26 protein-coding genes are annotated in these 23,979 nt (G+C 70.0%); 6 read left to right on the top strand and 20 right to left on the bottom strand.

The window, feature by feature from the left end; genetic code table 11:
* Window positions 1–61: 61 nt before the first annotated feature.
* Window positions 62–703 (bottom strand): TetR/AcrR family transcriptional regulator, encoded by a 642-nt coding sequence (locus ABD346_RS20680; protein WP_344376710.1) that lies wholly within the window; start codon window positions 701–703, stop codon window positions 62–64.
* Between the two features lie 82 nt (window positions 704–785).
* Here ABD346_RS20680 and ABD346_RS20685 point away from each other — a divergent pair, with 82 nt between their 5' ends.
* From ABD346_RS20685 to ABD346_RS20695, 3 genes are read left to right on the top strand one after another with little or no spacing between them, the layout of a single operon-like run.
* Window positions 786–1,568: an ABC transporter ATP-binding protein gene (locus tag ABD346_RS20685; protein ID WP_344376711.1), complete on the top strand. Its 783-nt coding sequence runs from the start codon at window positions 786–788 to the stop codon at window positions 1,566–1,568.
* Window positions 1,569–1,577: 9 nt separating this feature from the next.
* The gene (locus ABD346_RS20690) at window positions 1,578–2,339 is read left to right on the top strand and encodes an ABC transporter permease (protein ID WP_344376712.1); all 762 of its coding nucleotides are present in this window, start codon (window positions 1,578–1,580) and stop codon (window positions 2,337–2,339) included.
* A gap of 13 nt (window positions 2,340–2,352) precedes the next feature.
* A complete protein-coding gene (locus ABD346_RS20695) occupies window positions 2,353–2,925 on the top strand; it encodes a cob(I)yrinic acid a,c-diamide adenosyltransferase (RefSeq protein ID WP_344376713.1) in 573 nt (190 codons plus the stop codon).
* Between the two features lie 414 nt (window positions 2,926–3,339).
* Here ABD346_RS20695 and ABD346_RS20700 read toward each other — a convergent pair whose 3' ends face one another.
* The 5 genes from ABD346_RS20700 to ABD346_RS20720 all read right to left on the bottom strand — a co-directional run bounded on the left by ABD346_RS20700 (window position 3,340) and on the right by ABD346_RS20720 (window position 6,836).
* A complete protein-coding gene (locus ABD346_RS20700; RefSeq protein WP_344376714.1) occupies window positions 3,340–3,534 on the bottom strand; it encodes a hypothetical protein in 195 nt (64 codons plus the stop codon).
* Entirely contained in the window at window positions 3,534–3,950 is a 417-nt protein-coding gene (locus ABD346_RS20705; protein ID WP_344376715.1) for a hypothetical protein, read from the bottom strand. The genes ABD346_RS20700 and ABD346_RS20705 overlap by 1 nt, the downstream gene beginning before the upstream one ends.
* 74 nt (window positions 3,951–4,024) lie before the next feature.
* On the bottom strand, window positions 4,025–5,488 hold the full coding sequence (locus tag ABD346_RS20710; protein ID WP_344376716.1) for a sensor histidine kinase: 1,464 nt from the start codon (window positions 5,486–5,488) through the stop codon (window positions 4,025–4,027).
* Window positions 5,485–6,180 (bottom strand): response regulator transcription factor, encoded by a 696-nt coding sequence (locus tag ABD346_RS20715; protein WP_344376717.1) that lies wholly within the window; start codon window positions 6,178–6,180, stop codon window positions 5,485–5,487. Before ABD346_RS20715 ends, ABD346_RS20710 begins: the two co-directional genes overlap by 4 nt.
* A gap of 23 nt (window positions 6,181–6,203) precedes the next feature.
* Window positions 6,204–6,836 carry a hypothetical protein gene (locus ABD346_RS20720; RefSeq protein WP_344376718.1) on the bottom strand — a complete coding sequence of 211 codons (633 nt, stop codon included), beginning with the start codon at window positions 6,834–6,836 and terminating at the stop codon, window positions 6,204–6,206.
* Between the two features lie 150 nt (window positions 6,837–6,986).
* Here ABD346_RS20720 and ABD346_RS20725 point away from each other — a divergent pair, with 150 nt between their 5' ends.
* The 3 genes from ABD346_RS20725 (at window position 6,987) to ABD346_RS20735 (ending at window position 10,826) form a co-directional block, all read left to right on the top strand.
* Window positions 6,987–8,183, top strand: coding sequence for a sensor histidine kinase (locus ABD346_RS20725; RefSeq protein ID WP_344376719.1), 1,197 nt, complete (start codon window positions 6,987–6,989; stop codon window positions 8,181–8,183).
* Window positions 8,180–8,824: a response regulator gene (locus tag ABD346_RS20730; RefSeq protein WP_344376720.1), complete on the top strand. Its 645-nt coding sequence runs from the start codon at window positions 8,180–8,182 to the stop codon at window positions 8,822–8,824. Before ABD346_RS20725 ends, ABD346_RS20730 begins: the two co-directional genes overlap by 4 nt.
* 157 nt (window positions 8,825–8,981) lie before the next feature.
* The gene (locus ABD346_RS20735) at window positions 8,982–10,826 is read left to right on the top strand and encodes a glycosyl hydrolase family 18 protein (RefSeq protein ID WP_344376721.1); all 1,845 of its coding nucleotides are present in this window, start codon (window positions 8,982–8,984) and stop codon (window positions 10,824–10,826) included.
* Between the two features lie 370 nt (window positions 10,827–11,196).
* On the opposite strand, the gene ABD346_RS20740 is transcribed toward ABD346_RS20735, so the two are convergent.
* The 14 genes from ABD346_RS20740 to ABD346_RS20805 all read right to left on the bottom strand — a co-directional run bounded on the left by ABD346_RS20740 (window position 11,197) and on the right by ABD346_RS20805 (window position 23,951).
* A complete protein-coding gene (locus ABD346_RS20740) occupies window positions 11,197–11,643 on the bottom strand; it encodes a DUF2550 domain-containing protein (RefSeq protein WP_053726997.1) in 447 nt (148 codons plus the stop codon).
* A 127-nt stretch (window positions 11,644–11,770) separates the two neighbouring features.
* Window positions 11,771–12,145 carry a F0F1 ATP synthase subunit epsilon gene (locus tag ABD346_RS20745; RefSeq protein WP_053726996.1) on the bottom strand — a complete coding sequence of 125 codons (375 nt, stop codon included), beginning with the start codon at window positions 12,143–12,145 and terminating at the stop codon, window positions 11,771–11,773.
* A gap of 121 nt (window positions 12,146–12,266) precedes the next feature.
* Window positions 12,267–13,709, bottom strand: a complete 1,443-nt coding sequence (gene atpD, locus ABD346_RS20750) for a F0F1 ATP synthase subunit beta (protein WP_344376722.1) — start codon at window positions 13,707–13,709, stop codon at window positions 12,267–12,269.
* Entirely contained in the window at window positions 13,709–14,626 is a 918-nt protein-coding gene (locus tag ABD346_RS20755) for a F0F1 ATP synthase subunit gamma (protein ID WP_344376724.1), read from the bottom strand. The genes atpD and ABD346_RS20755 overlap by 1 nt, the downstream gene beginning before the upstream one ends.
* Before the next feature lie 23 nt (window positions 14,627–14,649).
* A complete protein-coding gene (gene atpA, locus ABD346_RS20760) occupies window positions 14,650–16,242 on the bottom strand; it encodes a F0F1 ATP synthase subunit alpha (RefSeq protein ID WP_053726993.1) in 1,593 nt (530 codons plus the stop codon).
* Between the two features lie 139 nt (window positions 16,243–16,381).
* Complete coding sequence (locus tag ABD346_RS20765) at window positions 16,382–17,197, bottom strand: F0F1 ATP synthase subunit delta (protein WP_344376725.1); 816 nt, start codon at window positions 17,195–17,197, stop codon at window positions 16,382–16,384.
* Window positions 17,194–17,730, bottom strand: coding sequence for a F0F1 ATP synthase subunit B (locus ABD346_RS20770; protein ID WP_063802014.1), 537 nt, complete (start codon window positions 17,728–17,730; stop codon window positions 17,194–17,196). The genes ABD346_RS20765 and ABD346_RS20770 overlap by 4 nt, the downstream gene beginning before the upstream one ends.
* Window positions 17,731–17,782: 52 nt before the next feature.
* Window positions 17,783–18,016, bottom strand: coding sequence for an ATP synthase F0 subunit C (atpE, locus tag ABD346_RS20775; protein ID WP_053726990.1), 234 nt, complete (start codon window positions 18,014–18,016; stop codon window positions 17,783–17,785).
* Between the two features lie 76 nt (window positions 18,017–18,092).
* Entirely contained in the window at window positions 18,093–18,917 is an 825-nt protein-coding gene (gene atpB / locus ABD346_RS20780; RefSeq protein ID WP_344376726.1) for a F0F1 ATP synthase subunit A, read from the bottom strand.
* A 225-nt stretch (window positions 18,918–19,142) separates the two neighbouring features.
* Window positions 19,143–19,580 (bottom strand): Cg1360 family ATP-synthase-associated protein, encoded by a 438-nt coding sequence (locus ABD346_RS20785; protein ID WP_344376727.1) that lies wholly within the window; start codon window positions 19,578–19,580, stop codon window positions 19,143–19,145.
* 264 nt (window positions 19,581–19,844) lie between these two features.
* On the bottom strand, window positions 19,845–21,173 hold the full coding sequence (locus tag ABD346_RS20790) for an MraY family glycosyltransferase (RefSeq protein WP_344376728.1): 1,329 nt from the start codon (window positions 21,171–21,173) through the stop codon (window positions 19,845–19,847).
* 193 nt (window positions 21,174–21,366) lie between these two features.
* Window positions 21,367–22,605, bottom strand: a complete 1,239-nt coding sequence (locus tag ABD346_RS20795) for a serine hydroxymethyltransferase (RefSeq protein WP_344376729.1) — start codon at window positions 22,603–22,605, stop codon at window positions 21,367–21,369.
* A 51-nt stretch (window positions 22,606–22,656) separates the two neighbouring features.
* Window positions 22,657–23,307: an arsenate reductase/protein-tyrosine-phosphatase family protein gene (locus ABD346_RS20800; RefSeq protein ID WP_189963670.1), complete on the bottom strand. Its 651-nt coding sequence runs from the start codon at window positions 23,305–23,307 to the stop codon at window positions 22,657–22,659.
* Entirely contained in the window at window positions 23,304–23,951 is a 648-nt protein-coding gene (locus ABD346_RS20805; protein ID WP_344376730.1) for an L-threonylcarbamoyladenylate synthase, read from the bottom strand. The genes ABD346_RS20800 and ABD346_RS20805 overlap by 4 nt, the downstream gene beginning before the upstream one ends.
* Window positions 23,952–23,979: the final 28 nt, after the last annotated feature.

Raw genomic sequence — 23,979 nt, forward strand, 5'->3', positions numbered from 1 at the left:
CTTCGAGCCGCCCGCGCCTATTTTCATGACGGACATCACACCGGACGGCGTGAGGTGGGTCTCAGCGGGCGCCCCGTACGGCGTAGTTGAGCACCTTGTCCCCCAGGAGTCCCTCCATCTCGTCGATCAGGACGAGCACCTCGCGGGAGACCGCCTTGGGGTCGCGGCCGGCCATCATCTCGCGGCTGATGGCGGCCATCGCCGCCGTGTGGACCCAGTTGATCTGCCCCGCGACCAGTGAGGGCAGCGCCTCCTTGGGCGGCGCGCCGACCTCCTCGCGCAGGGTCGCGTCCAGATTGTCCAGGACCTCCTGGCCCACCGCCCACAGCCGGGCCTTGAGCGCGGGCGAGTCGTGGATGACGGCCATGAACCGGCTGTAGCCCTCCATCAGGCCGACCCGGGGCGAGACCGACTCGACCTCGGCGCGCAGCTCGCGCAGCACCGCCTCGGCGGCCGACTCCCCCTCGTCGCGGCCGCGCACCCAGCGCGAGAGCCGGTCGACGATGCCCTTGCTGCGGTCGAGGAACAGGTCCTCCTTGGCGGGGAAGTAGTTGTAGACGGTGTTCACGGACACGTCGGCCACCTCGGCGATCTCGGCGATCGTGACCGCCTCGAAGCCGCGCTCCATGAAGAGCCCGGTGGCCAGGTCCGAGATCCGCTGCCTGGTCTCGCGCTTCTTCCGCTCCCTGAGCCCTTCTGCCATGGCTCCAGCGTAGGCGATCCCCTGCACTCCCTTAATTTTTGGGGCCATTGCAAAATTTAAGTCCCTCTGTTTTTCTTGACCCATGGCAATCATCAGCACGGCCGGGCTCGCCCGGACCTTCCCCAGCAAGGCAGGACCGGTCGAGGCGGTGCGCGGCATCGACCTGACGGTGCGGGCCGGCGAGATCCTCGGCTTCCTCGGCCCCAACGGCGCGGGCAAGACCACCACGCTGCGGATGCTCACCACGCTGCTCCCGCCGACCGGCGGGGCCGCGACCGTGGCCGGCCACGACCTGGTGCGCGACCCCGCCGCGGTGCGGCGGGCCTGCGGTTACGTGGCCCAGTCCGGCGGCGTCGACCCGACCGTCTCCGTACGCGAGGAGCTGGTCACCCAGGGCCGCCTCTACCGGCTCTCGAAGTCCCAATCCACCCTGCGTGCACGGGAGTTGGCGGCAGACCTCGGCCTCTCCGGTCTCCTGGACCGCAAGACGTCGACGCTCTCCGGCGGACAGCGGCGGCGCCTCGACATCGCGATGGGCTTGATGCACCGGCCCACCGTGCTCTTCCTCGACGAGCCGACCACCGGCCTCGACCCGGGCAGCCGGGCCGACCTGTGGGACCTGGTCCGCAGGATCCGCGCCGACCACGGCACCACCGTCTTCCTCACCACCCACTACCTGGACGAGGCCGACGCGCTCGCCGACCGGCTGGTGATCGTCGACAAGGGCGTGATCGTGGCCGAGGGCACGCCCGCCGACCTCAAGACCCGGCACGCGGGCGGCCCCGACGCCTCGCTCCAGGACGCCTTCCTCGCCATCACCGGGCGCAGCGCCGCGCCGCAGGAATCCACCCCCGTAGCCGTCTAGGACTCCCCCATGACCGCCTCACCGCTGCTCTCCGACACCGCGCTGATCTTCGGCAGGTATGCCCGCCAGACCCTGCGCTCGAAGTTCCAGATCCTCTTCGGCGTGCTGATGCCGCTGCTCTACCTGCTCTTCTTCGGCCCGCTCCTGACCGATATGCCGCTGGGCTCGACCGGCAGCTCCTGGCAGGTCCTGGTCCCCGGGCTGCTGCTCCAACTCGGCCTGTTCGGCGCCTCGTTCGCGGGGTTCGCGATCATCATCGAGAACGGGTGGGGCGTCGTGGAGCGCATGCGCGTCACCCCCGTCTCGCGCTTGGCCCTGCTGCTCGGCCGAGTCCTGCGGGACGCCGCCCTCTTCGTCTTCCAGGCCGTACTCCTGGTCCTCGCCGCCCTGGCGATGGGCCTGCGCGCCCCGCTCGCCGGGATCCTGATCGGCTTCGCCTTCGTGGCCCTGCTCACGCTGTCGCTGGCCTCACTGTCGTACGCGCTGGCCATGAAGGTGCGCACCCCGCAGGGGTTCGGCCCGGCGATCAACTCCATCGCCATGCCGTCGATGCTGCTCTCCGGCCTGATGCTGCCGATGACGCTCGCGCCCGCCTGGCTGAACGTGCTGTCCCACTTCATGCCGTTCCGCTATCTGGTGGACGCGGTGCGCTCGGCCTACCTCGGCTCGTACGCCACCACGACCATGCTGTACGGGGGCCTGGTGGCGGTCGGTTTCGCGGTGCTGGCCGTGACGGTGGGCACACGCGTCTTCCGGACGGCCGGAGCGTAACTACTCTGGCCGCATGGTCAATCTGACGCGCATCTACACCCGCACCGGCGACCAGGGCACGACCGCCCTCGGCGACATGAGCCGGACCGCCAAGACCGATCTGCGGATCTCGGCGTACGCCGACACCAATGAGGCCAATGCCGTCATCGGCACGGCCGTCGCGCTCGGGCAGCTTCCCGAGGAGGTCGTGAAGGTGCTGCTCCGGGTCCAGAACGACCTGTTCGACGTGGGCGCGGACCTCGCCACGCCGGTCGTCGAGAACCCGGAGTACCCGCCGCTGCGGGTCGAGCAGTCCTACGTCGACAAGCTGGAGGCGGACTGCGACCGCTTCCTGGAGGAGCTGGAGAAGCTGCGCAGCTTCATCCTGCCCGGCGGCACGCCCGGCGCGGCGCTGCTGCACCAGGCGTGCACGGTGGTGCGGCGCGCGGAGCGCTCGACGTGGGCGGCGCTGGAGGTCCACGGCGCCGTCATGAACCCCCTGACGGCGACCTACCTGAACCGCCTCTCCGACCTCCTGTTCATCCTGGCCCGCACGGCGAACAAGGAGGTGGGGGATGTGCTGTGGGTGCCGGGGGGTGAGCGGTAGTTCGGCGGGGTTGTGCGTGCGGGGGTGGGGAGCGGTGGTTCGGCGGGGTTGTGCGTGCGGGGGGTGGCTCCCCGAGGCCTTTTGCGCCGTTCCCCGCACCCCTTAACCCCGCCTTCGACCGCAGGCCTCACGTGGCTGCTCGCGCAGTTCCTCGCGCCCCTCGACCCGTTTTCCGCCGCGGGCCGTGCATGGTTGCTCGCGCCGTTCCCCGCGCCCCTGGCAGCGTCCGTGCTGCTCGCGCCGGGTATTTCAGCCTGTCCGGCGATTGAGGACGAGCGCCCTTCAGGCGCGATACGGGGTCTGGGGCGGAGCCCCAGGAAAACCGGCTTCCGCCTCTCCAACCCCCGGAGGGTTTCGGGGAGGGGTGGGGCGGGGCGGGCCTCCGGGGTGTGGGGCGGAGCCCCACCGGGTCGGCTAGTGGTCGGACCGGGTGTCCGCGTCCGCGGCCGCCGCAGCGGATTCCGCGTCGCTCACCTTCTTCTCCATCTGCTGCTCCGTGCCGGACGACGACCCGGACTGGCTCTGGGAGTGCGAGGGCGCGCAGCCCGCGGCGAGCGCGGCCGTCAGGGCCGCGGCCGCCACGGCGAGTGCCACACCGCGGGCCCGCATCACTTGGCCCCGTTGTGGTTGGCCGCGCACCAGGAGGCCACGTCCTTGAGGTCCTTCTGGCGCTGCTGGAGGGTCGTCACCAAGCCCTTGCGGTACGTGAGCTTGTGGTCGAGGTAGGTGGCTATCGCGGTGTGACCCTCCTTCTTCGCGTTGTCCTCCCGCTGCTGCATCCGCGCCACCGAACCCAGCGTGTCCGCTCCCCCGCCGAGCCGGTTCAGGGCGCGTTCGATGCGCTTCTCGGCCTTGGGCTCGCGCTTGCAGATGCTCTTGGCGCCGTCGCCGGTGGGGGCCTTCGCGGTGGCGGCCGGCGAGGGCGTCGAGTCCGCGAAGGCGCTGGGCGCGGTGACGGTCAGTACGGCCGTCGCGGCGAGGGCTGCCGCCGCGACCCGGCGGCGGTTGAAGATGGCGTTGCGCATGGCTGTTGCCTCCGTGACGTACGGATTCGTGATGTACGGATCGTGGTGTACGGATTTCCGGTACGCCCCGGAGGCTAGGAACGCTCTTTGTGGGAACTCTGTGATCGCTCGGCAGTGACCGTCAACCAGTCCCGCCGGGCCGGAAGTTCGCCCTCCCGGGCCGGCCCCCCGGCAGGCAGCCGCACCGTGCACCGGGTGCCCGTCCCGCCCGGCCCCTCGCCGAGTTCCACGGTGCCGCCGTGCAGCGCCGCCTGCTGGGCGACCAGGGTCAGACCGAGCCCCGAGCCGGTGCTCGCGGGCCCCCGGTGGAAGCGGCGGAACACCTCCCGGCGGTCGGCGGGGGCGATGCCCGGACCCCGGTCGTCGACGGTGACCAGCACCTGGCCGCCCTCCAGGACGACGGCGACCGCGATCTCGGCCCGGCCCTCCGCGTCCCGCCCGTGGGCCAGCGCGTTGCCGAGGAGGTTGTCGATCAGGATCCGGATGCCCGGCTCCCAGCCGTGCACCGGCGCGGGCTCCGCGCCGAGCGTGATCACCGCGTCCGGGGCGCGCCTGCGGGCCTCGGCCACGGCGGCGTCGGCGACCTCCGCCACGTCGAGCACCCGGAACGCGTCGGCCTCGACCAGGTCCCCGCGCCCCAGCTCGCGCAGCGCCACCAGCATGCCGAGCAGCCGCGCGTGCTCCCGGCGCAGATCCTCGACGACCTCGGCGCGCTCGGCGTCCGGAAGCCCGGGGTGGGCCAGGACGTCGAGGTTGGTGCCCATGCTCATCAGCGGGTTGCGCAGTTCGTGCGAGGCGGCCGCGGAGAAGGAGCTGGCCGTGTCGAGGGCCTGCGCGGTGCGGGCGGCCTGCTCGTCGTAGCGGGCCAGGACCGTCTGGAGGGTGGCGGCCAGGTCGTCGACCTCGGCGACACGGGTGGGCCGGTGTTCCAGACGTACCGAGGTGGTCCGGGGGTCGAGCCCGGCCGCCGCCTTGCGCAGCCTGCCCAGCGGGCGGGTCGCGCCGCTCGCGATGGCCCAGGCCAGGAGCGCGGACAGCGGGGCCGCGAGCAGCGCGGTGGTGACGACGCGGTTGCGGACCAGGGCGAGCTGGGCGCGGCTCGCGGTGTCCGGCGCGAACACCCACAGGGTGCCGGAGACCTGCGCCCCCTTGACCGGCAGCGCGTACGCCCGCCAGCTGCGGCCCCCGCCGCGGACGGTGACCGGCCCCTTCCCGGGAGCGGGCAGCGCCACCGAGGCGTCGGGCTGGGGACCGCCGCTGAACGTACCGTCGGGCCCGATGAGCCGTACGCCGACGTCGAGCGCCGCGTTGAACAGGCGGCGCTGGCGGTTCTCCTCCGCGGTCGGCTGGTCGTTGGCGGCGGCCCTCAGCAGCGTGCGGGCGTCCTGGGCGATCGCGGTGGCCCGGGCCCGCAGGTGGCTGTCCTCCTCGCGGTGCAGATCGCGGGCGACCAGGGTGAAGAGCAGCCAGCCGCAGGCCAGGACCAGGAGCGGCACGGTGACACCGACGGCGAGGGCGATCCGGGTGGAGAGCTTCACGGCTGCTCCCGCAGGACGAAGCCGACGCCGCGCACGGTGTGGACGAGCCGGGGCGCACCGCCCGCCTCCAGCTTGCGGCGCAGATAGCTGACGAAGGTGTCGACGGCGTCGGTGCGTACGTCGAAGTCGTACCCCCAGACGCGTTCGAGCAGCTGGTCGCGGCTGAGGACGAGGCCGGCGTTGCGGGCCAGGACTTCGAGGAGTTCGTACTCGCGCCGGGTGAGGTCGAGGGGGCGGCCGTCGCGCTCGGCGGTGCGGGCCGCCGGGTCGATGACGAGGCCGCAGGCGCGGACCACGTCGTGCGGGGCGGGCGGCCGGCGGCGCAGCAGGGCGTGCAGGCGCAGCACCAGCTCCTGAAGCGCGAACGGTTTGACGAGGTAGTCGTCACCGCCCGCCTGGAGACCGGCGATCCGGTCGGCGGTCTCGTCCAGCGCCGACAGCATCAGGACGGGCAGGTCGTGCCCGGCCTCCCGCAGCGTCCGGCACACCTCGATGCCGCTCATGCCGGGCATGGACACATCCAGGACGAGCACATCGGGCGGGCTCTGCCCGATCGCGGCGAGCGCGGCACGGCCGCCGTCGGCGGTGCGCACCCGGAAGCCGTTCAGCCTGAGCCCCCGGTCGAGCGAGCGGCGCACCGCATCGTCGTCGTCGACGACCAGGACGTCCCCGGGACGGCTCGGCCCGCTCATCCGCGCTCCCTCACTTCGTCCGGCTACCGCCGGGTCAGCGTACGGTCCTCTCCTGTGTGCGCCCCGGACCTGTCCGACGCGGGCTTCAGGAGCCGGTCGAGCACCGAGGGCTTCGCCTTCGCCTCCGCCGCCTTCCTCGGGAACAGCGTGTAGCTCAGCGCGATGATCACGTTGATGCCGATCACGTACAGCATCTTCTGCTGCCACATCCGCAGCGAGTCGGTGCTGCCGTCCCCGCCGACGTACCAGATCGCGGCCTGGAGCAGGGCGATCGCGATCAGGCAGGCGACGGTGAAGCGGCCCGCCGTCTTCCACTCGTACGCCGTCCTGGCGCTGCCCCCCTTGGGTGCCTTGGCGGGCCTGGGGCCGCCCGCGAAGCGGTAGGCGACCCAGGCGTCGGCGCGGGTCACCAGGTGGTGGCCCATCCCGGCCGAGAAGCCGATGTAGACGGCGGCGAGGCCGTGCTTCCAGTCCGGCTGCGCGCCGTTCTTCAGGTCGACGGCGGTCACCACGAGCAGCACCACCTCCAGGAGCGGCTCGCACAGCAGCACCGCCACGCTCGTCCTTGGCATCCTGGCGAGGTAGCGCAGGGCGAGACCCGCGGCCAGCAGGACCCAGAAGCCGACTTCACAGGCGATGATCAGCGTGACGATCACGGTGTTCTCCTCTCGTACTCCTCAAGGCTCGCCCGCGCCCGGCGCCCCTTCGTCGTCGCCAGTGACGAAACGGCACTGCATCCTTCGATGTAGCGGCGGATCACCTGGCGCGGGGAGGCCCGGGGCCCGGCGGCCGTGTTGGATGGGACCGTGAAGCCGCTCTCCCCACCAGACCGCGACGACGTCCTGATCGCCGGGGCCGGGCTGCTCGGCGGGCTCGTCCTGTGGGCCGTCGGCCTGCACACCCAGGGCGACGACCGGCCCCTGCCCGACGCCTGGGTGCTGGTGCCGCTGGCCCTGATGGCCGGCTTGGAGCTGCTCCGCCGGACCGCCCCGCAGACCGCCCTGGCCCTCGGCACCTGCGCGCTGGTGGCGGACCAGTTCACCAGGGGCAGCCTGGCGACGGTCGTGATGTTCACCGACCTCGTGTACGCGGCCGTCGTGTACGGCTCGCCCTCCGCCGCGCGCCGCATCCCGGTCAGCACCGGGCTGATCACGGTCGGCGTGACGATCGGGTTCTACGCCTGGTTCCACAAGCCGGAGGCGCTGCTCCTCGGCGTGGTCACCGGCCTCATCTCGTTCGTACCCGCTACCACCGGCGTCCTCGTGCGCAACCACCGCGAAGCCGCCGAGAGCGCCCGGCTGCGGGCCGAACAGACCGCGCTGCTCGCCGAGATGGACCGCAGCCAGGCCGTGGTCGCCGAGCGCGCCCGGATGGCCCGCGAGCTGCACGACATGGTGGCCAACCACCTCTCGGCGATCGCCATCCACTCCACGGCCGCGCTCTCGCTCGACGACCCGGCCACCACCCGGCAGGCACTTTCGGTGATCCGCGAGAACAGCGTGGACGGGCTCGCCGAGATGCGCCGGCTCATCGGCCTCCTTCGCGACACCAGCAGCCGCGACGAACCCACCGCGGCACCCACCCTGGCCGGGCTCGACGCGCTGCTCGCCCAGGCGCGCACCAACGGGTCCGACAGCGGGCTCGGCTTCACGCTCGACGACCGCCGCGCCGAGGACGGGCCGCTGCCCGCGCCGGTGGAGCTGGCCGCGTACCGGATCGTCCAGGAGTCCCTCACCAACGCGCTCAAGCACGCGGCGCCCGGCACCGTCGAGGTCGTCCTCACGCGCCTGGACGGGCTGCTCACGGTGCGCGTCACCAGCCCGTACGGCGACCGTCCCGGCCCGCGCGCGCCGGGTTCCGGGGCCGGGCTCATCGGGATGCGCGAGCGGACCGAACTGCTCGGCGGGTCCTTCGCCGCCGGCCCCGAACCGGCACCGTACGGCACCAAGATCTGGCAGGTGCGGGCCCAACTGCCCGCTGAAGAAGGGAAGTTCAGCACATGACGATCCGGGTCCTGGTCGCGGAGGACCAGTCGGCGGTGCGGGCCGGGCTCGTCCTGATCCTCTCCAGCGCCCCGGACATCGAGGTGGTCGGCGAGGCGGCGGACGGCGAGCGGGCGGTCGCGCTCGCCCGCGAGCTGCGCCCCGACCTGGTCCTGATGGACGTGCAGATGCCGAAGCTGGACGGGGTCGCGGCGACCGCCGCCGTGACCGGCGAGCAGCTCGCCGACGTCCTGGTCCTGACCACCTTCGACCTCGACGCATACGTCTTCGGGGCGCTGCGCGCGGGCGCCTCGGGCTTTCTCCTCAAGAACACGGACGCCAAGGACCTGATCGAGGCGGTGCGGACGGTGGCGCGCGGCGAGGGCCTGATCGCCCCGGCCGTGACCCGCCGCCTCATCGCGGAGTTCGCCGCGGCTCCGCGCCAGGTCGCCCCCCGGCGCCCCGCCGCGCTCGACACCCTGACCCGCCGCGAGGGCGAGGTCCTTTCGTGCCTGGGCCGTGGCCTGTCCAACGCGGAGATCGCGGCGCGCCTGGACATGGCGGAGGCGACGGTGAAGACGCACGTCAGTAGACTCCTCGGCAAGCTGGAGCTGCGCAGCAGGGTGCAAGCAGCGGTACTGGCCCAGGAGTTGGGCCTCTAGAGCTGGACCGACTGTCGGAGGTCTGGACCTCTTGACGGTTGGTACAGACCTTTCTACGCTCACCGCACACTGCTGGTGGGCGTGCCGTCGCAGAGGCGCACCCACCGGACGGAGCAGGGTCCCACCCCCACCACCGTCGCACCATTCGGGAGCAGCCTTGAGAACCGCACGTCATCTCCGTACGCGCTTCAGATCAAGAGCCGCAGCGGCCCTGACCGCACTCGCCCTCCCCCTGGCCGCACTCGTGGGCCTCGCCTCCCCCGCCGAAGCCGCCACCTCGGCGACCGCCACCTACGCCAAGTCCTCGGACTGGGGTACGGGATTCGGGGCCGGCTGGACCATCAAGAACACCGGCACCACCACGCTGAGTTCCTGGACCGTGGAGTGGGACTACCCCTCGGGTACGTCCGTGACCTCGGCCTGGGACGCGGACGTCACCAGTTCCGGCACCCACTGGACCGCCAAGAACAAGTCGTACAACGGCACCCTCGCCCCCGGCGCCAGCGTGAGCTTCGGCTTCAACGGCGCGGGCCCCGGCTCGCCCTCGGGCTGCAAGCTCAACGGCGGCTCCTGCGACGGGGGTTCGACCCCGGGCGACAACCCGCCGTCCGCCCCCGGCACCCCGACCGCGAGCAACATCACCAACACCGGCGCGACACTGTCCTGGCCGGCCGCGACCGACGACAAGGGCGTCAAGAACTACGACGTCTACCGGGGCTCGGCCAAGATCGCGACCGTCACCGGCACGACGTACACCGACACAGGCCTCACGGCCGGGACCACCTACACCTACAGCGTGACCGCGCGCGACACCGCCGACCAGACCGGCCCCTCCTCGGGCTCGGTCACCGTCACCACCACCGGGGGCGGCGGCAACCCGGACCCGGGCTCCACGGTCAAGCTCGGCTACTTCACCGACTGGGGCATCTACCAGCGCAACTACCAGGTGAAGAACATCGTCACCTCGGGTTCGGCGAGCAAGCTGACCCACATCAACTACGCGTTCGGCAACGTGACCAACGGCGCCTGCGCCATCGGTGACGCCTACGCCGACTACCAGAAGACGTACGACGCGTCCTCCAGCGTGGACGGCACCGCCGACACCTGGGACCAGCCGGTCGCGGGCAACATCAACCAGCTCCGCGAGCTGAAGAAGAAGTACCCGAACATCAAGATCCTCTGGTCGTTCGGCGGCTGGACCTGGTCCGGCGGCTTCGGCGCGGCCGCGGCCAACCCGACGGCATTCGCCAACTCCTGCTACTCGCTGGTCAAGGACCCGCGCTGGGCCGACGTCTTCGACGGCATCGACATCGACTGGGAGTACCCGAACGCCTGCGGTCTGTCCTGCGACACCAGCGGGCCGGCCGCACTCAAGAACCTGCTGGCCGCGCTGCGTACGAAGTTCGGCAGCTCGGCGCTGGTCACGGCCGCCGTCACCGCCGACGGCTCGACGGGCGGCAAGATGGACGCGGCCGACTACGGCGGCGCGGCGAGCTACGTCGACTGGTACAACGTGATGACGTACGACTTCTTCGGCGCGTGGGACGCCCAGGGCCCCACGGCCCCGCACTCCCCGCTCACCTCGTACAACGGCATCCCGATCGCGGGCTTCAACACGGACGCGGCGATCCAGAAGTACAAGTCGAAGGGCGTCCCCGCGAGCAAGCTCAACCTGGGCGTCGGCTTCTACGGCCGGGGCTGGACGGGCGTGACCCAGGACGCCCCGGGCGGCACGGCGACGGGCCCGGCGCCCGGCACGTACGAGCAGGGCATCGAGGACTACAAGGTCCTCAAGACCGCCTGCCCGGTGACGGGCACGATCGCGGGCACGGCGTACGCCCACTGCGGGTCCAACTGGTGGAGCTATGACACCCCGTCGACGATCACCGGAAAGATGGGGTACGTGAAGAATCAGGGGCTGAGGGGGGCGTTCTTCTGGGAGTTCAGCGGAGATACGTCGAATGGTGAGCTGCTCTCGGCCATGTCCTCCGGCCTGAACTGACCGGGGCCCCTGGAAGGCGGGCCCGTCCCCCGCCTTCTGGGGGCTCTGCCCCCAGACCCCCACGGATCCGCCGGCCGCTCGTCCGCGGACCGTGCGTGGCTGGTCGCGCAGTTCCCCGCGCCCCTAGCAGGATTGGTGCTGGCCAGCACTGGCAACCTCAGCCCGTCCGGCGATTGAGGACGAGCGCCCTTCAGGCGCGAACGGGGGTGCAGGGAGCGGAGCCCCCTGCGGGGGTTCGAGGGGCTCTGCCCTCAGGGGCTCTGAGGGCAGAGCCCCAAGAGAAAACCCCACCCTTCTCCCTCCCCCCGGAGGCCACGCGGCGGAGCCGCAGAGTGTCACAGCGGGAAGGGGCGGGGTGGGGAAGAACCGGCTACGCCACGTTCACCCGTTGGCCCGGCGGCGCCGCCTCCAGCCACGCCAGGAACCCCGTCAGCGCATCCTCGGACATCGCCAGCTCAAGCCGCGTACCCCGATGCGTACAGCCCAGGATGATCGCGTCGGACAGCAGGGCCAGCTCTTCCTCGCCCTCCGGCAGGCGCCGGGCCACGACATCGATGGCCGACCGCTCAAGAACGCGCCGCGGCCGAGGCGCGTAGGAAAAGACCCGGAACCACTCGATCCGGTCACCGTTGTAGCGGGCCACCCCGTACACCCAGCCCTTGCCGCTGGTGTCCGGCGTCTCCGGAAGACCCCAGCGCAGACTGCAGTCGAACGTGCCGCCCGAGCGCTGGATCAGCCGCCGGCGCAGACCGAAGACGAAGAGTCCCACCAGTACCAGCGCGACGACCAGGCCACACACAAGCAGAGCGAGAGTCATCTACACCGACCTCCTCGCTCAACCAGTAATCCAGCAACGGAAAAATCTGCCTGCATCGCCTCAGCCGCGACCGGCTCCGGAAAATTCCGGACCGAGCCGCGGCTGAGGGAAATCTCCGGCGGGGGTGCTAGCGCACCGCCACCGCGCGCAGTCGTACATCGGCGCGCCGCTCGGCGGCGGCGTCCGACTCCGACTTCGCGCTCTCCAGCGCACGCTCGGCACGCTGGACATCGATCTCGTCCGCCAGCTCGGCGATCTCCGCGAGCAGCGAAAGCTTGTTGTCGGCGAAGGAGATGAATCCACCGTGCACCGCCGCGACGACGGTGCCGCCCTCGCTCGTACGGATCATCACCGGGCCCGATTCCAGCACACCAAGGAGCGGCTGGTGACCGGGCATGACGCCGATGTCGCCGGACGTGGTGCGCGCGACGACCAGGGTGGCCTCGCCGGACCAGACACTGCGGTCCGCGGCGACGAGCTCGACGTGCAGCTCAGTAGCCATGGTTGGCTCCTCGGGTCACCACCCGGCCAAACGGCCGGGTGTTGGGACAATTCTAGTCAGTTCTCAAGTGGCGATACGCAGAGGGGCGGGACACACCCGCCCCTCCACGCGGTCGGGCGCGTCAGGAGACGCCCAGCTCCTTGGCGTTGGCCTTGAGGTCTTCCAGGCCACCGCACATGAAGAACGCCTGCTCGGGGAAGTGGTCGTACTCGCCGTCGCAGATCTGGTTGAACGCCGTGATCGACTCGTCCAGCGGGACGTCCGAACCGTCGACGCCGGTGAACTGCTTGGCGACGTGCGTGTTCTGCGACAGGAAGCGCTCCACGCGGCGGGCGCGGTGCACGACCAGCTTGTCCTCTTCGCCGAGCTCGTCGATGCCGAGGATGGCGATGATGTCCTGGAGGTCCTTGTACTTCTGCAGGATCGTCTTGACGCGCATGGCGGCGTCGTAGTGCTCCTGCGCGATGTAGCGCGGGTCCAGGATCCGGGACGTGGAGTCCAGCGGGTCCACGGCCGGGTAGATGCCCTTCTCGGAGATCGGACGGGAGAGAACCGTCGTCGCGTCCAGGTGGGCGAAGGTGGTGGCCGGGGCCGGGTCGGTCAGGTCGTCCGCGGGGACGTAGATCGCCTGCATCGAGGTGATCGAGTGACCACGGGTCGAGGTGATGCGCTCCTGGAGGAGACCCATCTCGTCGGCCAGGTTCGGCTGGTAACCCACCGCGGAGGGCATACGGCCGAGCAGGGTCGACACCTCGGAACCCGCCTGGGTGTACCGGAAGATGTTGTCGATGAAGAAGAGGACGTCCTGCTTCTGGACGTCACGGAAGTACTCCGCCATCGTCAGACCGGCCAGGGCGACCCGAAGACGCGTGCCCGGCGGCTCGTCCATCTGGCCGAAGACCAGGGCGGTCTTGTCGATGACGCCCGAGTCCTGCATTTCCTCGATGAGGTCGTTGCCCTCACGGGTGCGCTCGCCGACACCGGCGAACACCGACACACCGTCGTGGTTGTTGGCCACGCGGTAGATCATTTCCTGGATGAGGACGGTCTTGCCGACACCGGCACCACCGAACAGACCGATCTTTCCACCCTTGACGTACGGGGTGAGCAGGTCGATGACCTTGACGCCGGTCTCGAACATCTCGGTCTTGGACTCGAGCTGGTCGAAGTTCGGGGCCTTGCGGTGGATCGCCCAGCGCTCGCCGATGTTGGCGTTCTCCTCGGGCTTGTTCAGCACCTCACCGAGGGTGTTGAACACCTTGCCCTTGGTGAAGTCGCCGACCGGCACCGTGATGCCGTCGCCCGTGTCGACCACCGGGGCCTGGCGGACCAGACCGTCGGTGGGCTGCATCGAGATCGCGCGGACGATGCCGTCACCCAGGTGCTGGGCGACTTCGAGCGTCAGCGTCTTGAGCTTGCCGTCCTCGGCCGGGTCGGCCACCTGGACGTGCAGCGCGTTGTAGATCTCCGGCATCGCGTCGACGGGGAACTCCACGTCGACGACCGGGCCGATGACCCGGGCGACGCGGCCCGTGGCAACGGCCGTCTCAACAGTGGTCGTCATTACTTGTCACTCCCCGCGGTCGCGTCGGCCAGCGCACTGGAGCCACCGACGATCTCGCTGATTTCCTGGGTGATTTCGGCCTGGCGGGCCGCGTTGGCAAGCCGGGAGAGGCTCTTGATGAGCTCTCCGGCGTTGTCGGTGGCCGACTTCATCGCGCGGCGGCGGGCGGCGTGCTCGGAAGCAGCCGACTGCAGCAGCGCGTTGTAGATGCGGCTTTCGACGTAGCGCGGCAGCAGGGCGTCGAGGACGTCCTCCGCCGACGGCTCGAAGTCGAAGAGCGGAAGGATCTGGTCCTTCGTGCCCGTCTCTTCCTGAGCCTTCTCCAGCGACAGCGGCAGCATCCGGTCGTCGACCGGCGTCTGCGTCATCATCGACACGAACTCCGTGAAGACGATGTGCAGTTCGTCCGCGCCGCCCTCGGCCGCCTCCGTCTGGATGGCCTCGATCAGCGGCGCGGCCACCTGCTTGGCGTCCGCGTAGGTGGGGCTGTCGGTGAAGCCCGTCCACGAACCCGAGACCTTGCGCTCACGGAATCCGTAGTAGGCGACACCCTTGCGGCCGACGATGTACGTGTCGACCTCCTTGCCCTCGCCGCGCAGCCGCTCCGAGAGCCGCTCCGCCGCCTTGATGGCGTTGGAGGAGTAGCCGCCGGCCAGACCGCGGTCGCTCGTGATGAGCAGGACCGCGGCGCGGGCCGGGGCCTCGGCCTCGGTGGTGAGCGGGTGCTTGGTGGTGGAGCCGGTCGCGACCGCGGTCACCGCACGGGTGAGCTCGGTCGCGTACGGCGTGGAGGCCGCCACCTGGCGCTGCGCCTTGACGATGCGCGAGGCGGCGATCATCTCCATCGCCTTGGTGATCTTCTTGGTCGCGGTGACGGATCGGATGCGACGCTTGTAGACCCGGAGCTGCGCTCCCATGAGTCAGGTCCCTTCCGTCGTCGTCACTTGCTGGTGCTGACCGGCGTGTCGTCGCCGAGGAGCTTGCCGTCCGAGGTCTCGAACTGACGCTTGAAGCCGGCGATGGCGTCGGCCACCGACTGCAGGGTGTCGTCCGACATCTTGGCGCCCTCGGCGATCGAGGTGAGGAGCTCCTTGCGCTCGCGGCGCAGGTACTCGAGCAGCTCGGCCTCGAAGCGGCGGATGTCCTCGACCGGGACGTCGTCCATCTTGCCGGTGGTGCCGGCCCAGATGGAGACGACCTGCTCCTCGACCGGGAACGGCGAGTACTGCGGCTGCTTCAGCAGCTCGACCATGCGCTTGCCGCGCTCGAGGGAGGCCTTGGAAGCGGCGTCCAGGTCGGAACCGAAGGCGGCGAACGCCTCCAGCTCGCGGTACTGGGCGAGGTCGACACGCAGTCGGCCGGACACCTGGCGCATGGCCTTGTGCTGCGCGGAACCACCGACTCGGGAGACGGAGATACCGACGTTCAGCGCGGGGCGCTGACCGGCGTTGAACAGGTCCGACTCCAGGAAGCACTGGCCGTCGGTGATGGAGATGACGTTGGTCGGAATGAACGCCGACACGTCGTTCGCCTTGGTCTCGACGATCGGCAGACCCGTCATCGAACCGGCACCCATGTCGTCCGACAGCTTCGCGCAGCGCTCGAGCAGACGCGAGTGCAGGTAGAAGACGTCACCCGGGTAGGCCTCGCGGCCCGGCGGGCGGCGCAGGAGCAGCGACACGGCGCGGTAGGCGTCGGCCTGCTTCGACAGGTCGTCGAAGATGATGAGGACGTGCTTGCCGTCGTACATCCAGTGCTGGCCGATGGCCGAACCGGTGTACGGGGCAAGGTACTTGAAGCCGGCCGGGTCGGACGCGGGCGCGGCGACGATCGTCGTGTACTCCAGCGCGCCGGCCTCTTCCAGGGCGCCACGCACGGAGGCGATGGTCGAGCCCTTCTGGCCGATGGCGACGTAGATGCAGCGGACCTGCTTCTTCGGGTCGCCCGAGCGCCAGTTGTCGCGCTGGTTGATGATCGTGTCGACGGCCAGAGCGGTCTTGCCGGTCTGACGGTCACCAATGATCAGCTGACGCTGGCCACGGCCGATCGGCACCATCGCGTCGACGGCCTTGTAACCGGTCGCCATCGGCTCGTGCACCGACTTACGGACCATGACGCCCGGAGCCTGCAGCTCCAGGGCGCGGCGGCCGTCGGTCTCGATCTCGCCGAGGCCGTCGATCGGGTTGCCGAGCGGGTCGACGACGCGGCCGAGGTAGCCCTCGCCGACGCCGACCGAGAGCACCTCACCGGTGCGCTGCACCGGCTGGCCCTCTTCGATTCCGCTGAACTCGCCGAGGACGATCGCACCGATCTCGCGCTCCTCGAGGTTGAGGGCGAGACCAAGGGTTCCGTCCTCGAACCGCAGCAGCTCGTTCGCCATGGCCGAGGGAAGACCCTCGACCTTCGCGATGCCGTCGCCGGCAACGCTGACCGTACCGACCTCCTCGCGCGAGGCCGCGTCCGGCTGGTACGACTGGACAAAGGTCTCCAGCGCGTCCCGGATCTCCTCCGGCCGGATCGTGAGCTCCGCCATCTGGGTTCCCTGCTCTCCTTGTTGGGCCCGAAGTTTCTAAGGGGGTCTGGGGGCCGACCCCCAGGAATCTTCTGCAATTTCTGCACGGCCCAACCGGGCCGCTGGTGTTGCTAATTCAGTTGCTGTGCCGACCGTGAGGTCAGCGCGCCAGCCGCCGGTTCGCCTCTTCGAGGCGCTCCGCGATGGTGCCTTCGATGACCTCGTCGCCGACACGCACCGAGATCCCGCCGAGGACCTCGGGGTCCACGTCGAGGTTCAGGTGCATCCGGCGGCCGTAGATCTTCGCCAGAGCCGCACCGAGGCGCTGCTTCTGGACATCGGTCAGCGGAACCGCCGAGGTGACGACGGCGACCATCCGGTCCCGGCGGTGCGCGGCGAGCTTGGAGAGGGACTCGAGTCCCGCTTCCAGGCTACGTCCACGCGGCCGGGTCACAAGACGGCCGACCAGACGCTCGGTGACCGGGTTCGCCCTGCCGCCGAGCAGGCTGCGCAGCAGCTCGCTCTTGGCCGCGACCGTGGCGGTGCGGCTGGTGAGCGCGGAGCGCAGCTCGGTGCTGGAGGTGACGATGCGGCCGAACCGGAACAGCTCGTCCTCGACGTCGTCCAGCGCGCCCGACTGCTGCGCGGCGGTGAGGTCGGCGGTGGCCGCCAGTTCTTCCAGCGAGTCCACCAGGTCACGGGACTGCGACCAGCGGGAGCGGACCATGCCGCCCACCAGGTCGGCGGTCTCGCCGCCCACCTGGCCGCCGAACAGACGCCCGGCCAGCTCGGCCCGGGCTTCGCCGGCCTGCGCCGGGTCGGTCAGGACCCGACGCAGCGAGACCTCGCGGTCGAGCAGCGTGGTGACGGCGGCCAGCTCGTCGCCGAGCTTCGCCGCGTCGACGGACGTGTTGTCCATCAAGGCGTCGAGACGCTCGCGTGCGGCGGCCAGTGCCTCGCGGCTCGCGCCGTTCATCGGACGGCCTCGGCCTTCTCCTCGAGCTCGCCGAGGAAACGGTCGATGGTGCGGCTCTGGCGGGCGTGGTCCTCGAGGGACTCGCCGACCAGCTTGCCGGCCAGGTCGGTCGCCAGCTTGCCCACGTCCTGGCGGAGCGAGTGCGCGGCGGCCTTGCGGTCGGCCTCGATCTGGGCGTGGCCGGCAGCGATGATCTCCTCACGCTGCCGCTGGCCTTCCGCCCTCATCTCCTGGATGAGCGCGGTGCCCTGCTCGGTCGCCTCCTGGCGCAGGCGCGCAGCCTCGTGGCGGGCCTCGGCGAGCTGCGCCTTGTACTGCTCAAGGACGCTCTGGGCCTCGGTCTGAGCGGCCTCGGCCTTCTCCATCCCGCCTTCGATGGCCTCGCGACGCTCGTCCAGAACCTTGTTGATGTTCGGGAGGAGCTTCTTGGCGAGGAAGCCGAAGACGATGACGAAGGCGATGAGGCCGATGACGAGCTCAGGCCACGGCGGAACGAGGGGGTTTTCCTTGCCCTCGGCCGCCAGCTGAACCATGGTGAGGTTCACATCAGTGCCTTTCGTCGGATCGGTCTAGTCGTGGTTCGTCTTAGTAGACGAACGGCATGACGAGGCCGATCAGGGCCAGCGCCTCACAGAACGCGAAACCGAGGATCTGGTTGGCGCGGATCAGGCCGGCCGCTTCGGGCTGACGGGCGAGAGCCTGCGTGCCGTTACCGAAGATGATGCCGACGCCGACGCCGGGGCCGATCGCGGCGAGGCCGTACCCGATGGAGCTGAGCGAGCCGGTGACGCCATCGGAGGCAGCGAGGATCTGGGACATGCCAGTTCTTCCTTCTCTTTCACGGACCGGTGGGGGTTGGCCACCGGACGACTTGGGGTATGGAGGGGGCGGGCGGTCAGTGGTGCTCGGCGAGCGCGCCCTGGATGAAGACGCAGGCCAGCAGCACGAAGACGTACGCCTGGACGGCCTGGATGAAGAGCTCGAACGCCGTCATCACGACGACCATCACGAAGGAGACGCCGGAGTACGCGATGCCGATGCCGTTGAGCATGTACCAGCTGGCGATCGTGAACAGCAGCAGCAGGGTGTGACCGGCGAACATGTTCGCGAAGAGTCGGACCGCGTGCGTGAAGGGGCGGACCAGCACGTTCGAGAAGAACTCGATGACCATGACCAGCGGCAGCACGCCACCCAGCGACTTGTCGTAGCCGGTCAGGTTCTTGAAGCCACCGACGAAGCCGTGACGCTTGAACGTGAGCGTCATCCAGATCACGTAGACGATCAGCGCGAGAACCGCGGGGTACGCGATGATCGACGTCACCGGGAACTGGGCGACCGGGACGATCGACCAGAGGTTCATCATCCAGACGAAGAAGAAGATCGAGACCATGAGGGGGACCCACTTCTCGCCCTCCTTCTTGCCGATCGTCTCGTAGACGATGCCGCGGCGTACGAAGTCGTAGCCGGCCTCGGCGACCATCTGGAACTTGCCGGGAACGAGCTTCGGCTTGCGGAAGGCGGCCCAGAAGAAGCCGACGATGATCAGCGAGCCCAGCAGGGCCAGCAGCATCGGCTTGTTGAAGTACACCCCGTCGGTGTCGCCCCAGAGCGGCTCGAAGAGGAACGAGTGCAGGCCGGGACCCTCGAAGCCACAGCCGTTCGACTGGAAGATGTGGCAGCTCGGATCGAAGGCGAGCACCTGCGTCGGGTCAGCACTCACCGCGGGCTCCTTCAGCGTGGCGCATAGGTACGGCAACCTCGTTGTGTCGGCGCGGCGCGCAGCCGCGGTTCGGCACTGGACTGGTGTTACGGATGATGGGGCGGCGGTCGGGCATCAAGCCTCGCGAATGAGCAGGCGTCAGCTCAGATGCCCGCGCCCGCAGTGCCGCAGTTGGCACCGGACGATAGCAGGGTCCTGAACTCGCATTTATTCCGGCCCTACCGTTCACGACGACGGCCCCGTCTTTTCGGGCTTGTTGCCCTCTGCGGTATCCGGTTCGACGTAAAGGATCTTCGCCTTCATGTGCGCACGCGCCTGCGCGCCGATCCAGACGAGGGTCAGCGCGACGAGGGTTGCGGCGAAGCATTTCGGGTTGAACAGCGTCGTGTTCTTGAAGACCGCGACGAAGATGAAGAGCAGGAGCAACTGCGCCGTGTACAGCATCAGCCCCATGGCCTGGAACAGATGCGGAAGCGATTTGGCGGTGCGTTCCAGGACGACGAGTCCGATGCCCATGAAGAGGATCACGACCAGCGTCGCGACGATGGCACCCACCGCTCCCTTGCCGCCCGCGACCACGCCGCTGACCACGGCGGCAACAGCGCCCGCGGCAGCGGTGGGTAGGGCGGTCTGGAGAAGAGTGCGTGCGTCGTTGGACGGCATGGCGGCAGCTCCGCTTGCTGGTGGGGGCAAAGTGGTGTCGTCATGGACGAGCGTAAGCCCGGGCCGAGTTGGTCCCTCGGGCCAACGGACCGTCGCACTACGGTCCTTCGGCTCTGTCGCCGGGTCTCGTGAACCGTATCACAAACTATTTGATGAGGTCTTTACCATGGAAGTGTGCCGCCCGTCACACTTGAGAGTGATGCTGCGCGTTTGTGCGCAACGGGCGGCGAGATGTCTGGTATTGGGCGCCGACGCGGCAATTCGTCAGCGCGACGCACCGGTCTTCCGTCGGTCGGGGAAACGCGAACGGGGGCCGATCGCGGTCGCCCCGTTGACGCCGGAGACCCCGGCAGCCACAGGAGTGCGCTCCCCGCGCACCTCCTCGTCCCCCTCGGAGGCCAGCGAGTGCACCGTCTCCGGCTCGCTGCGCGCGTGCCGGTAGCGCGGCGGCACGAACCGCTCGGCCCACTGCGGGGCGCGCGGCGCGAACCGCGGCAGCAGCAACAGGACGAGCCCGACCGCGCTCAGCGCGACGATCACGAGCACGATCCACATCGACGCCGAGTGCACCGAGTAGGCGACCGCGCCGAACGCGATGAGCGCCGACCAGAAGTACATGATCAGCACCGCCCGGCTGTGCGAGTGCCCGATCTCCAGGAGCCGGTGGTGCAGGTGTCCCCGGTCCGCGGCGAACGGCGACTGCCCGTTCCAGGTCCTGCGGACGATCGCGAGGACCAGGTCGGCCATCGGGATCGCGATGATCGACAGCGGCATGAGCAGCGGGATGAAGACCGGCAGCATCGCGTGCGTGGCATCGCGGGTGCCGCCGAAGTTGAGCTTCATCGCGTCCGGGTCGACCTGGCCCGTGATGGAGATCGCGCCCGCCGCGAGCACCAGGCCGATCAGCATCGAGCCCGAATCGCCCATGAAGATCCTGGCCGGGTGCATGTTGTGCGGCAGGAAGCCCAGGCACATGCCCATGAGGACGGCGGCGAACAGGGTGGCCGGGGCGGCCGCCTCGATCCCGTACCCGTACCAGAGCCGGTAGGCGTACATGAAGAACGCCGCGGACGCGATGCACACCATGCCCGCGGCCAGGCCGTCGAGGCCGTCCACGAAGTTCACCGCGTTGATGGTGATCACGACGAGCGCGACCGTGAGCAGGGTGCCCTGCCAGGAGGTCAGCGAGACCGAGCCGATGCCGGGGATGGGCAGCCACAGGATGGTCAGACCCTGCATGACCATGACGCCCGCGGCGATCATCTGGCCGCCGAGCTTGATCAGGGCGTCGATCTCGAACTTGTCGTCCAGGACGCCGATCAGCCAGATCAGCGCGGCGCCCGAGAGCAGCGCCCGCGGTTCGTTGGACTGGAAGACGGGGTTGAGGCCGTCGAGGTGGTCGGCCACGAGCAGGCCCGCGCACAGGCCGCCGAACATGGCGATGCCACCGAGCCTCGGCGTCGGTTCCCGGTGCACGTCACGCGCGCGGATCTCCGGCATCGCACCGACGGCGATGGCGAACTTCCGCACCGGCCCGGTGAGCAGGTAGGTCACCGCGGCCGTGACGCAGAGCGTCAGCAGGTATTCACGCACGGGCTGCCCCAGAGGTATCGCTGGCCATCTCAGCCCCACACCCTAGCTTCGCGCGCATGTGGTTGAGGACATTAGGATCCGGCGAATGGTTGCAGGTACCCCGCCGAAGCGGGGATAAGCCCGCATTTCTTCCTTTGTGCGAACCCTGTGGAAAGGTCCCGAGGCGCTCGAAACAGGACCCTCTCAAGGAGGCTCAGGGAGGGGGGAATCTTTCCGCGAGTTCCCTTGCCTCCGCCCGTGCCTTGGGATCCTCTCGCATCGCCATCGCGAACAGCACCGCGATTCTGGCCATCTCCGCCTCCCCCATGCCCTGGGTGGTGACGGCGGCGGTGCCGAGCCGGATTCCGCGGGCGTCCAGGTGCGGCAGGGCGCAGCTGTCCAGGACGAGCCCGGCGCCCGCGAGCCGGCCGCGCGCGGTGCGCCCGTCGATCCCGAACGGCGCCGGGTCGGCGAGCAGGAGGTGGGTGTCGGTGCCGCCGGTGACCACCCCGAACCCCTCCGCGAGCAGCCCCTCGGCGAGGGTGCGTGCATTGGCCACCACCTGATGGGCGTACGCCGTGAAGGCGGGGGTGGACGCCTCGCCGAAGGCGATGGCCTTGGCGGCGATCGTGTGCATCTGGGCGCCGCCCTGTGTGAAGGGGAACACGGCCCGGTCGATGCGGGCGGCCAGGTCGCTGCCGCAAAGGATCAGCCCGCCGCGCGGCCCGCGCAGCACCTTGTGGGTGGTGGCGCACACGACGTCGGCGTACGGGACGGGGCTCGGCGCCGCTCCCCCGGCGATCAGGCCCATGGGGTGCGCGGCGTCCGCGATGAGGTAGGCGCCCACGTCGTCGGCGATCTCGCGGAAGGCCTGGTAGTCCGGGTGGCGGGGGTACGCGATCGAGCCGCACACGATCGCCTTGGGCCGGTGCTCGACCGCCAGGTCCCACACCTCGCCGTAGTCGATGAGCCCGGTGTCCGGCTCGACCCCGTATCCGACGAAGTCGAACCAGCGCCCGGAGAAGTTCGCCGGAGAGCCGTGCGTGAGGTGTCCGCCGAAGGGCAGACCCATCGCCAGAACGGTGTCTCCCGGCTTCAGGAGCGCCGCGTAGGCCGCCAGTACCGCCGAAGTCCCCGAATGCGTCTGTACGTTGGCGTGGGCGGCCCCGAACAGGGCTTTGGCGCGGTCGACGGCGATGCGCTCGGCGACGTCGACGACTTCGCAGCCGCCGTGGTGGCGGGCGCCGGGATATCCCTCGGCGTACTTGTTGCCCAGCTGCGAGCCCAGGGCAGCTCGCACGGCCGGCGAGGTGAAGTTCTCGGCGGCGATCAGCTGCAGCGAGGCGGCCTGCCGCTCGGCCTCGCCGAGCAGCACGTCGGCCATTTCGGGGTCCTGCCGCCTGAGGGCGTCGAACCCCGCGAGTTCAGTGCCAACTGCGGAGGTGACGGACATGCGTCCAGCGTAGGTCCCGGCCGCCCCGCGCGCCCGGCGTGATGGCGCGTCTCAGTGGTGGGTCGGCACGCCCGTCAGGGCCGTCACGACCGGGTCGAGGGCCTGGTTGATCTCGTCGCCGATGGAGCGGAAGAACGTGATCGGGGCGCCGTAGGGGTCGTTGACCTCGTCGGCCTCGGCGCTCGGGGCGAGCAGCCAGCCGCGCAGCGCGGCCGCGGCCCGCACCAGGGCCCTCGCCCGCTCCACCATGCCCTCCTGGAGCGGATCGGGCAGCGTGGCGGGGTCTATGGCCCGTACGAGACGGGTGAACTCCTTCAGGGTGAAGGTGCGCAGGCCCGCCGAGTGGCCCATCGAGATGACCTGGGCGCGGTGGTCGCGGGTGGCGGTGAGCACCAGGTCGGCGGTGATCACGTGCTCGTCGAGGAGCTCGCGCCCGGTGAAGCCGGTGGCGTCCGCGCCGAAGTCGGCGAGGACGGCGGCGGCGTTGGCCTCCATCGGAGCGCCCTCGTGCCCCCAGGTGCCGGCGCTCTCCACGATGAGGCCGCCCGTGAACGGGTCCCCGAGCCGGTCGCTCAGGGCATGGCGGGTCAGCCGCTCGGTGATCGGCGAGCGGCAGACGTTGCCGGTGCTGACGTGGAGGATGCGGAACGAGTTCCCCGCAGGGTGAACCGTGCCTATGCCACGCCCCTCAGGGGCGGTCAATTGGCCACCTCGAGGTCGGGTACCACCTTGCGCAGCTCGTCCGCGTCGAGGGCGCCCGCGCGCAGCAGGACCGGGACCTTGCCGGTCACGTCCACGATCGAGGACGGGACGATGCCCGGGGTCGGGCCGCCGTCCAGGTACACCGAGACGGAGTCGCCGAGCATGCCCTGGGCCGCGTCGCAGTCCTCGGGCGCCGGGTGGCCGGTCAGGTTGGCGGAGGACACGGCCATCGGGCCGACCTCGGTGAGCAGCTCGATGGCGACCGGGTGCAGCGGCATCCGGATCGCGACGGTGCCCCGGGTGTCGCCGAGGTCCCACTGCAGCGACGGCTGGTGGCGCGCGACCAGGGTCAGGGCACCCGGCCAGAACGCGTCGACGAGCTCCCAGGCCTGCTCGGTGAAGTCGGTGACCAGGCCGTGCAGGGTGTTCGGCGAGCCGATGAGCACAGGGGTGGGCATGTTGCGGCCACGGCCCTTGGCGTCGAGCAGGTCCATGACGGCCTGCGAGCTGAACGCGTCGGCGCCGATCCCGTACACGGTGTCCGTCGGCAGCACCACGAGCTCGCCGCGGCGGACGGCGGATGCGGCTTCGCGCAGACCGGTCGTGCGGTCGGTCGCGTCGTTGCAGTCGTATCGCCGAGCCATTAGCGGGCCTCCTCGTACACGTACACGG

The organism is Streptomyces mauvecolor, assembly GCF_039532965.1.
Classification (GTDB): Bacteria; Actinomycetota; Actinomycetes; order Streptomycetales; family Streptomycetaceae; genus Streptomyces; species Streptomyces violascens.

Coding starts and splice junctions, on each gene's coding strand:
- atpD (WP_344376722.1), bottom strand. CDS start 13,709: ATGACGACCACTGTTGAGACGGCCGTTGCCACGGGCCGCGTCGCCCGG.
- ABD346_RS20755 (WP_344376724.1), bottom strand. CDS start 14,626: ATGGGAGCGCAGCTCCGGGTCTACAAGCGTCGCATCCGATCCGTCACC.
- ABD346_RS20795 (WP_344376729.1), bottom strand. CDS start 22,605: ATGTCCGTCACCTCCGCAGTTGGCACTGAACTCGCGGGGTTCGACGCC.
- atpA (WP_053726993.1), bottom strand. CDS start 16,242: ATGGCGGAGCTCACGATCCGGCCGGAGGAGATCCGGGACGCGCTGGAG.
- ABD346_RS20705 (WP_344376715.1), bottom strand. CDS start 3,950: ATGCGCAACGCCATCTTCAACCGCCGCCGGGTCGCGGCGGCAGCCCTC.
- atpE (WP_053726990.1), bottom strand. CDS start 18,016: ATGTCCCAGATCCTCGCTGCCTCCGATGGCGTCACCGGCTCGCTCAGC.
- ABD346_RS20715 (WP_344376717.1), bottom strand. CDS start 6,180: ATGAGCGGGCCGAGCCGTCCCGGGGACGTCCTGGTCGTCGACGACGAC.
- ABD346_RS20770 (WP_063802014.1), bottom strand. CDS start 17,730: ATGGTTCAGCTGGCGGCCGAGGGCAAGGAAAACCCCCTCGTTCCGCCG.
- ABD346_RS20805 (WP_344376730.1), bottom strand. CDS start 23,951: ATGGCTCGGCGATACGACTGCAACGACGCGACCGACCGCACGACCGGT.
- ABD346_RS20785 (WP_344376727.1), bottom strand. CDS start 19,580: ATGCCGTCCAACGACGCACGCACTCTTCTCCAGACCGCCCTACCCACC.
- ABD346_RS20745 (WP_053726996.1), bottom strand. CDS start 12,145: ATGGCTACTGAGCTGCACGTCGAGCTCGTCGCCGCGGACCGCAGTGTC.
- ABD346_RS20695 (WP_344376713.1), top strand. CDS start 2,353: ATGGTCAATCTGACGCGCATCTACACCCGCACCGGCGACCAGGGCACG.
- ABD346_RS20730 (WP_344376720.1), top strand. CDS start 8,180: ATGACGATCCGGGTCCTGGTCGCGGAGGACCAGTCGGCGGTGCGGGCC.
- ABD346_RS20700 (WP_344376714.1), bottom strand. CDS start 3,534: ATGCGGGCCCGCGGTGTGGCACTCGCCGTGGCGGCCGCGGCCCTGACG.
- ABD346_RS20740 (WP_053726997.1), bottom strand. CDS start 11,643: ATGACTCTCGCTCTGCTTGTGTGTGGCCTGGTCGTCGCGCTGGTACTG.
- ABD346_RS20765 (WP_344376725.1), bottom strand. CDS start 17,197: ATGAACGGCGCGAGCCGCGAGGCACTGGCCGCCGCACGCGAGCGTCTC.
- ABD346_RS20680 (WP_344376710.1), bottom strand. CDS start 703: ATGGCAGAAGGGCTCAGGGAGCGGAAGAAGCGCGAGACCAGGCAGCGG.
- ABD346_RS20690 (WP_344376712.1), top strand. CDS start 1,578: ATGACCGCCTCACCGCTGCTCTCCGACACCGCGCTGATCTTCGGCAGG.
- ABD346_RS20685 (WP_344376711.1), top strand. CDS start 786: ATGGCAATCATCAGCACGGCCGGGCTCGCCCGGACCTTCCCCAGCAAG.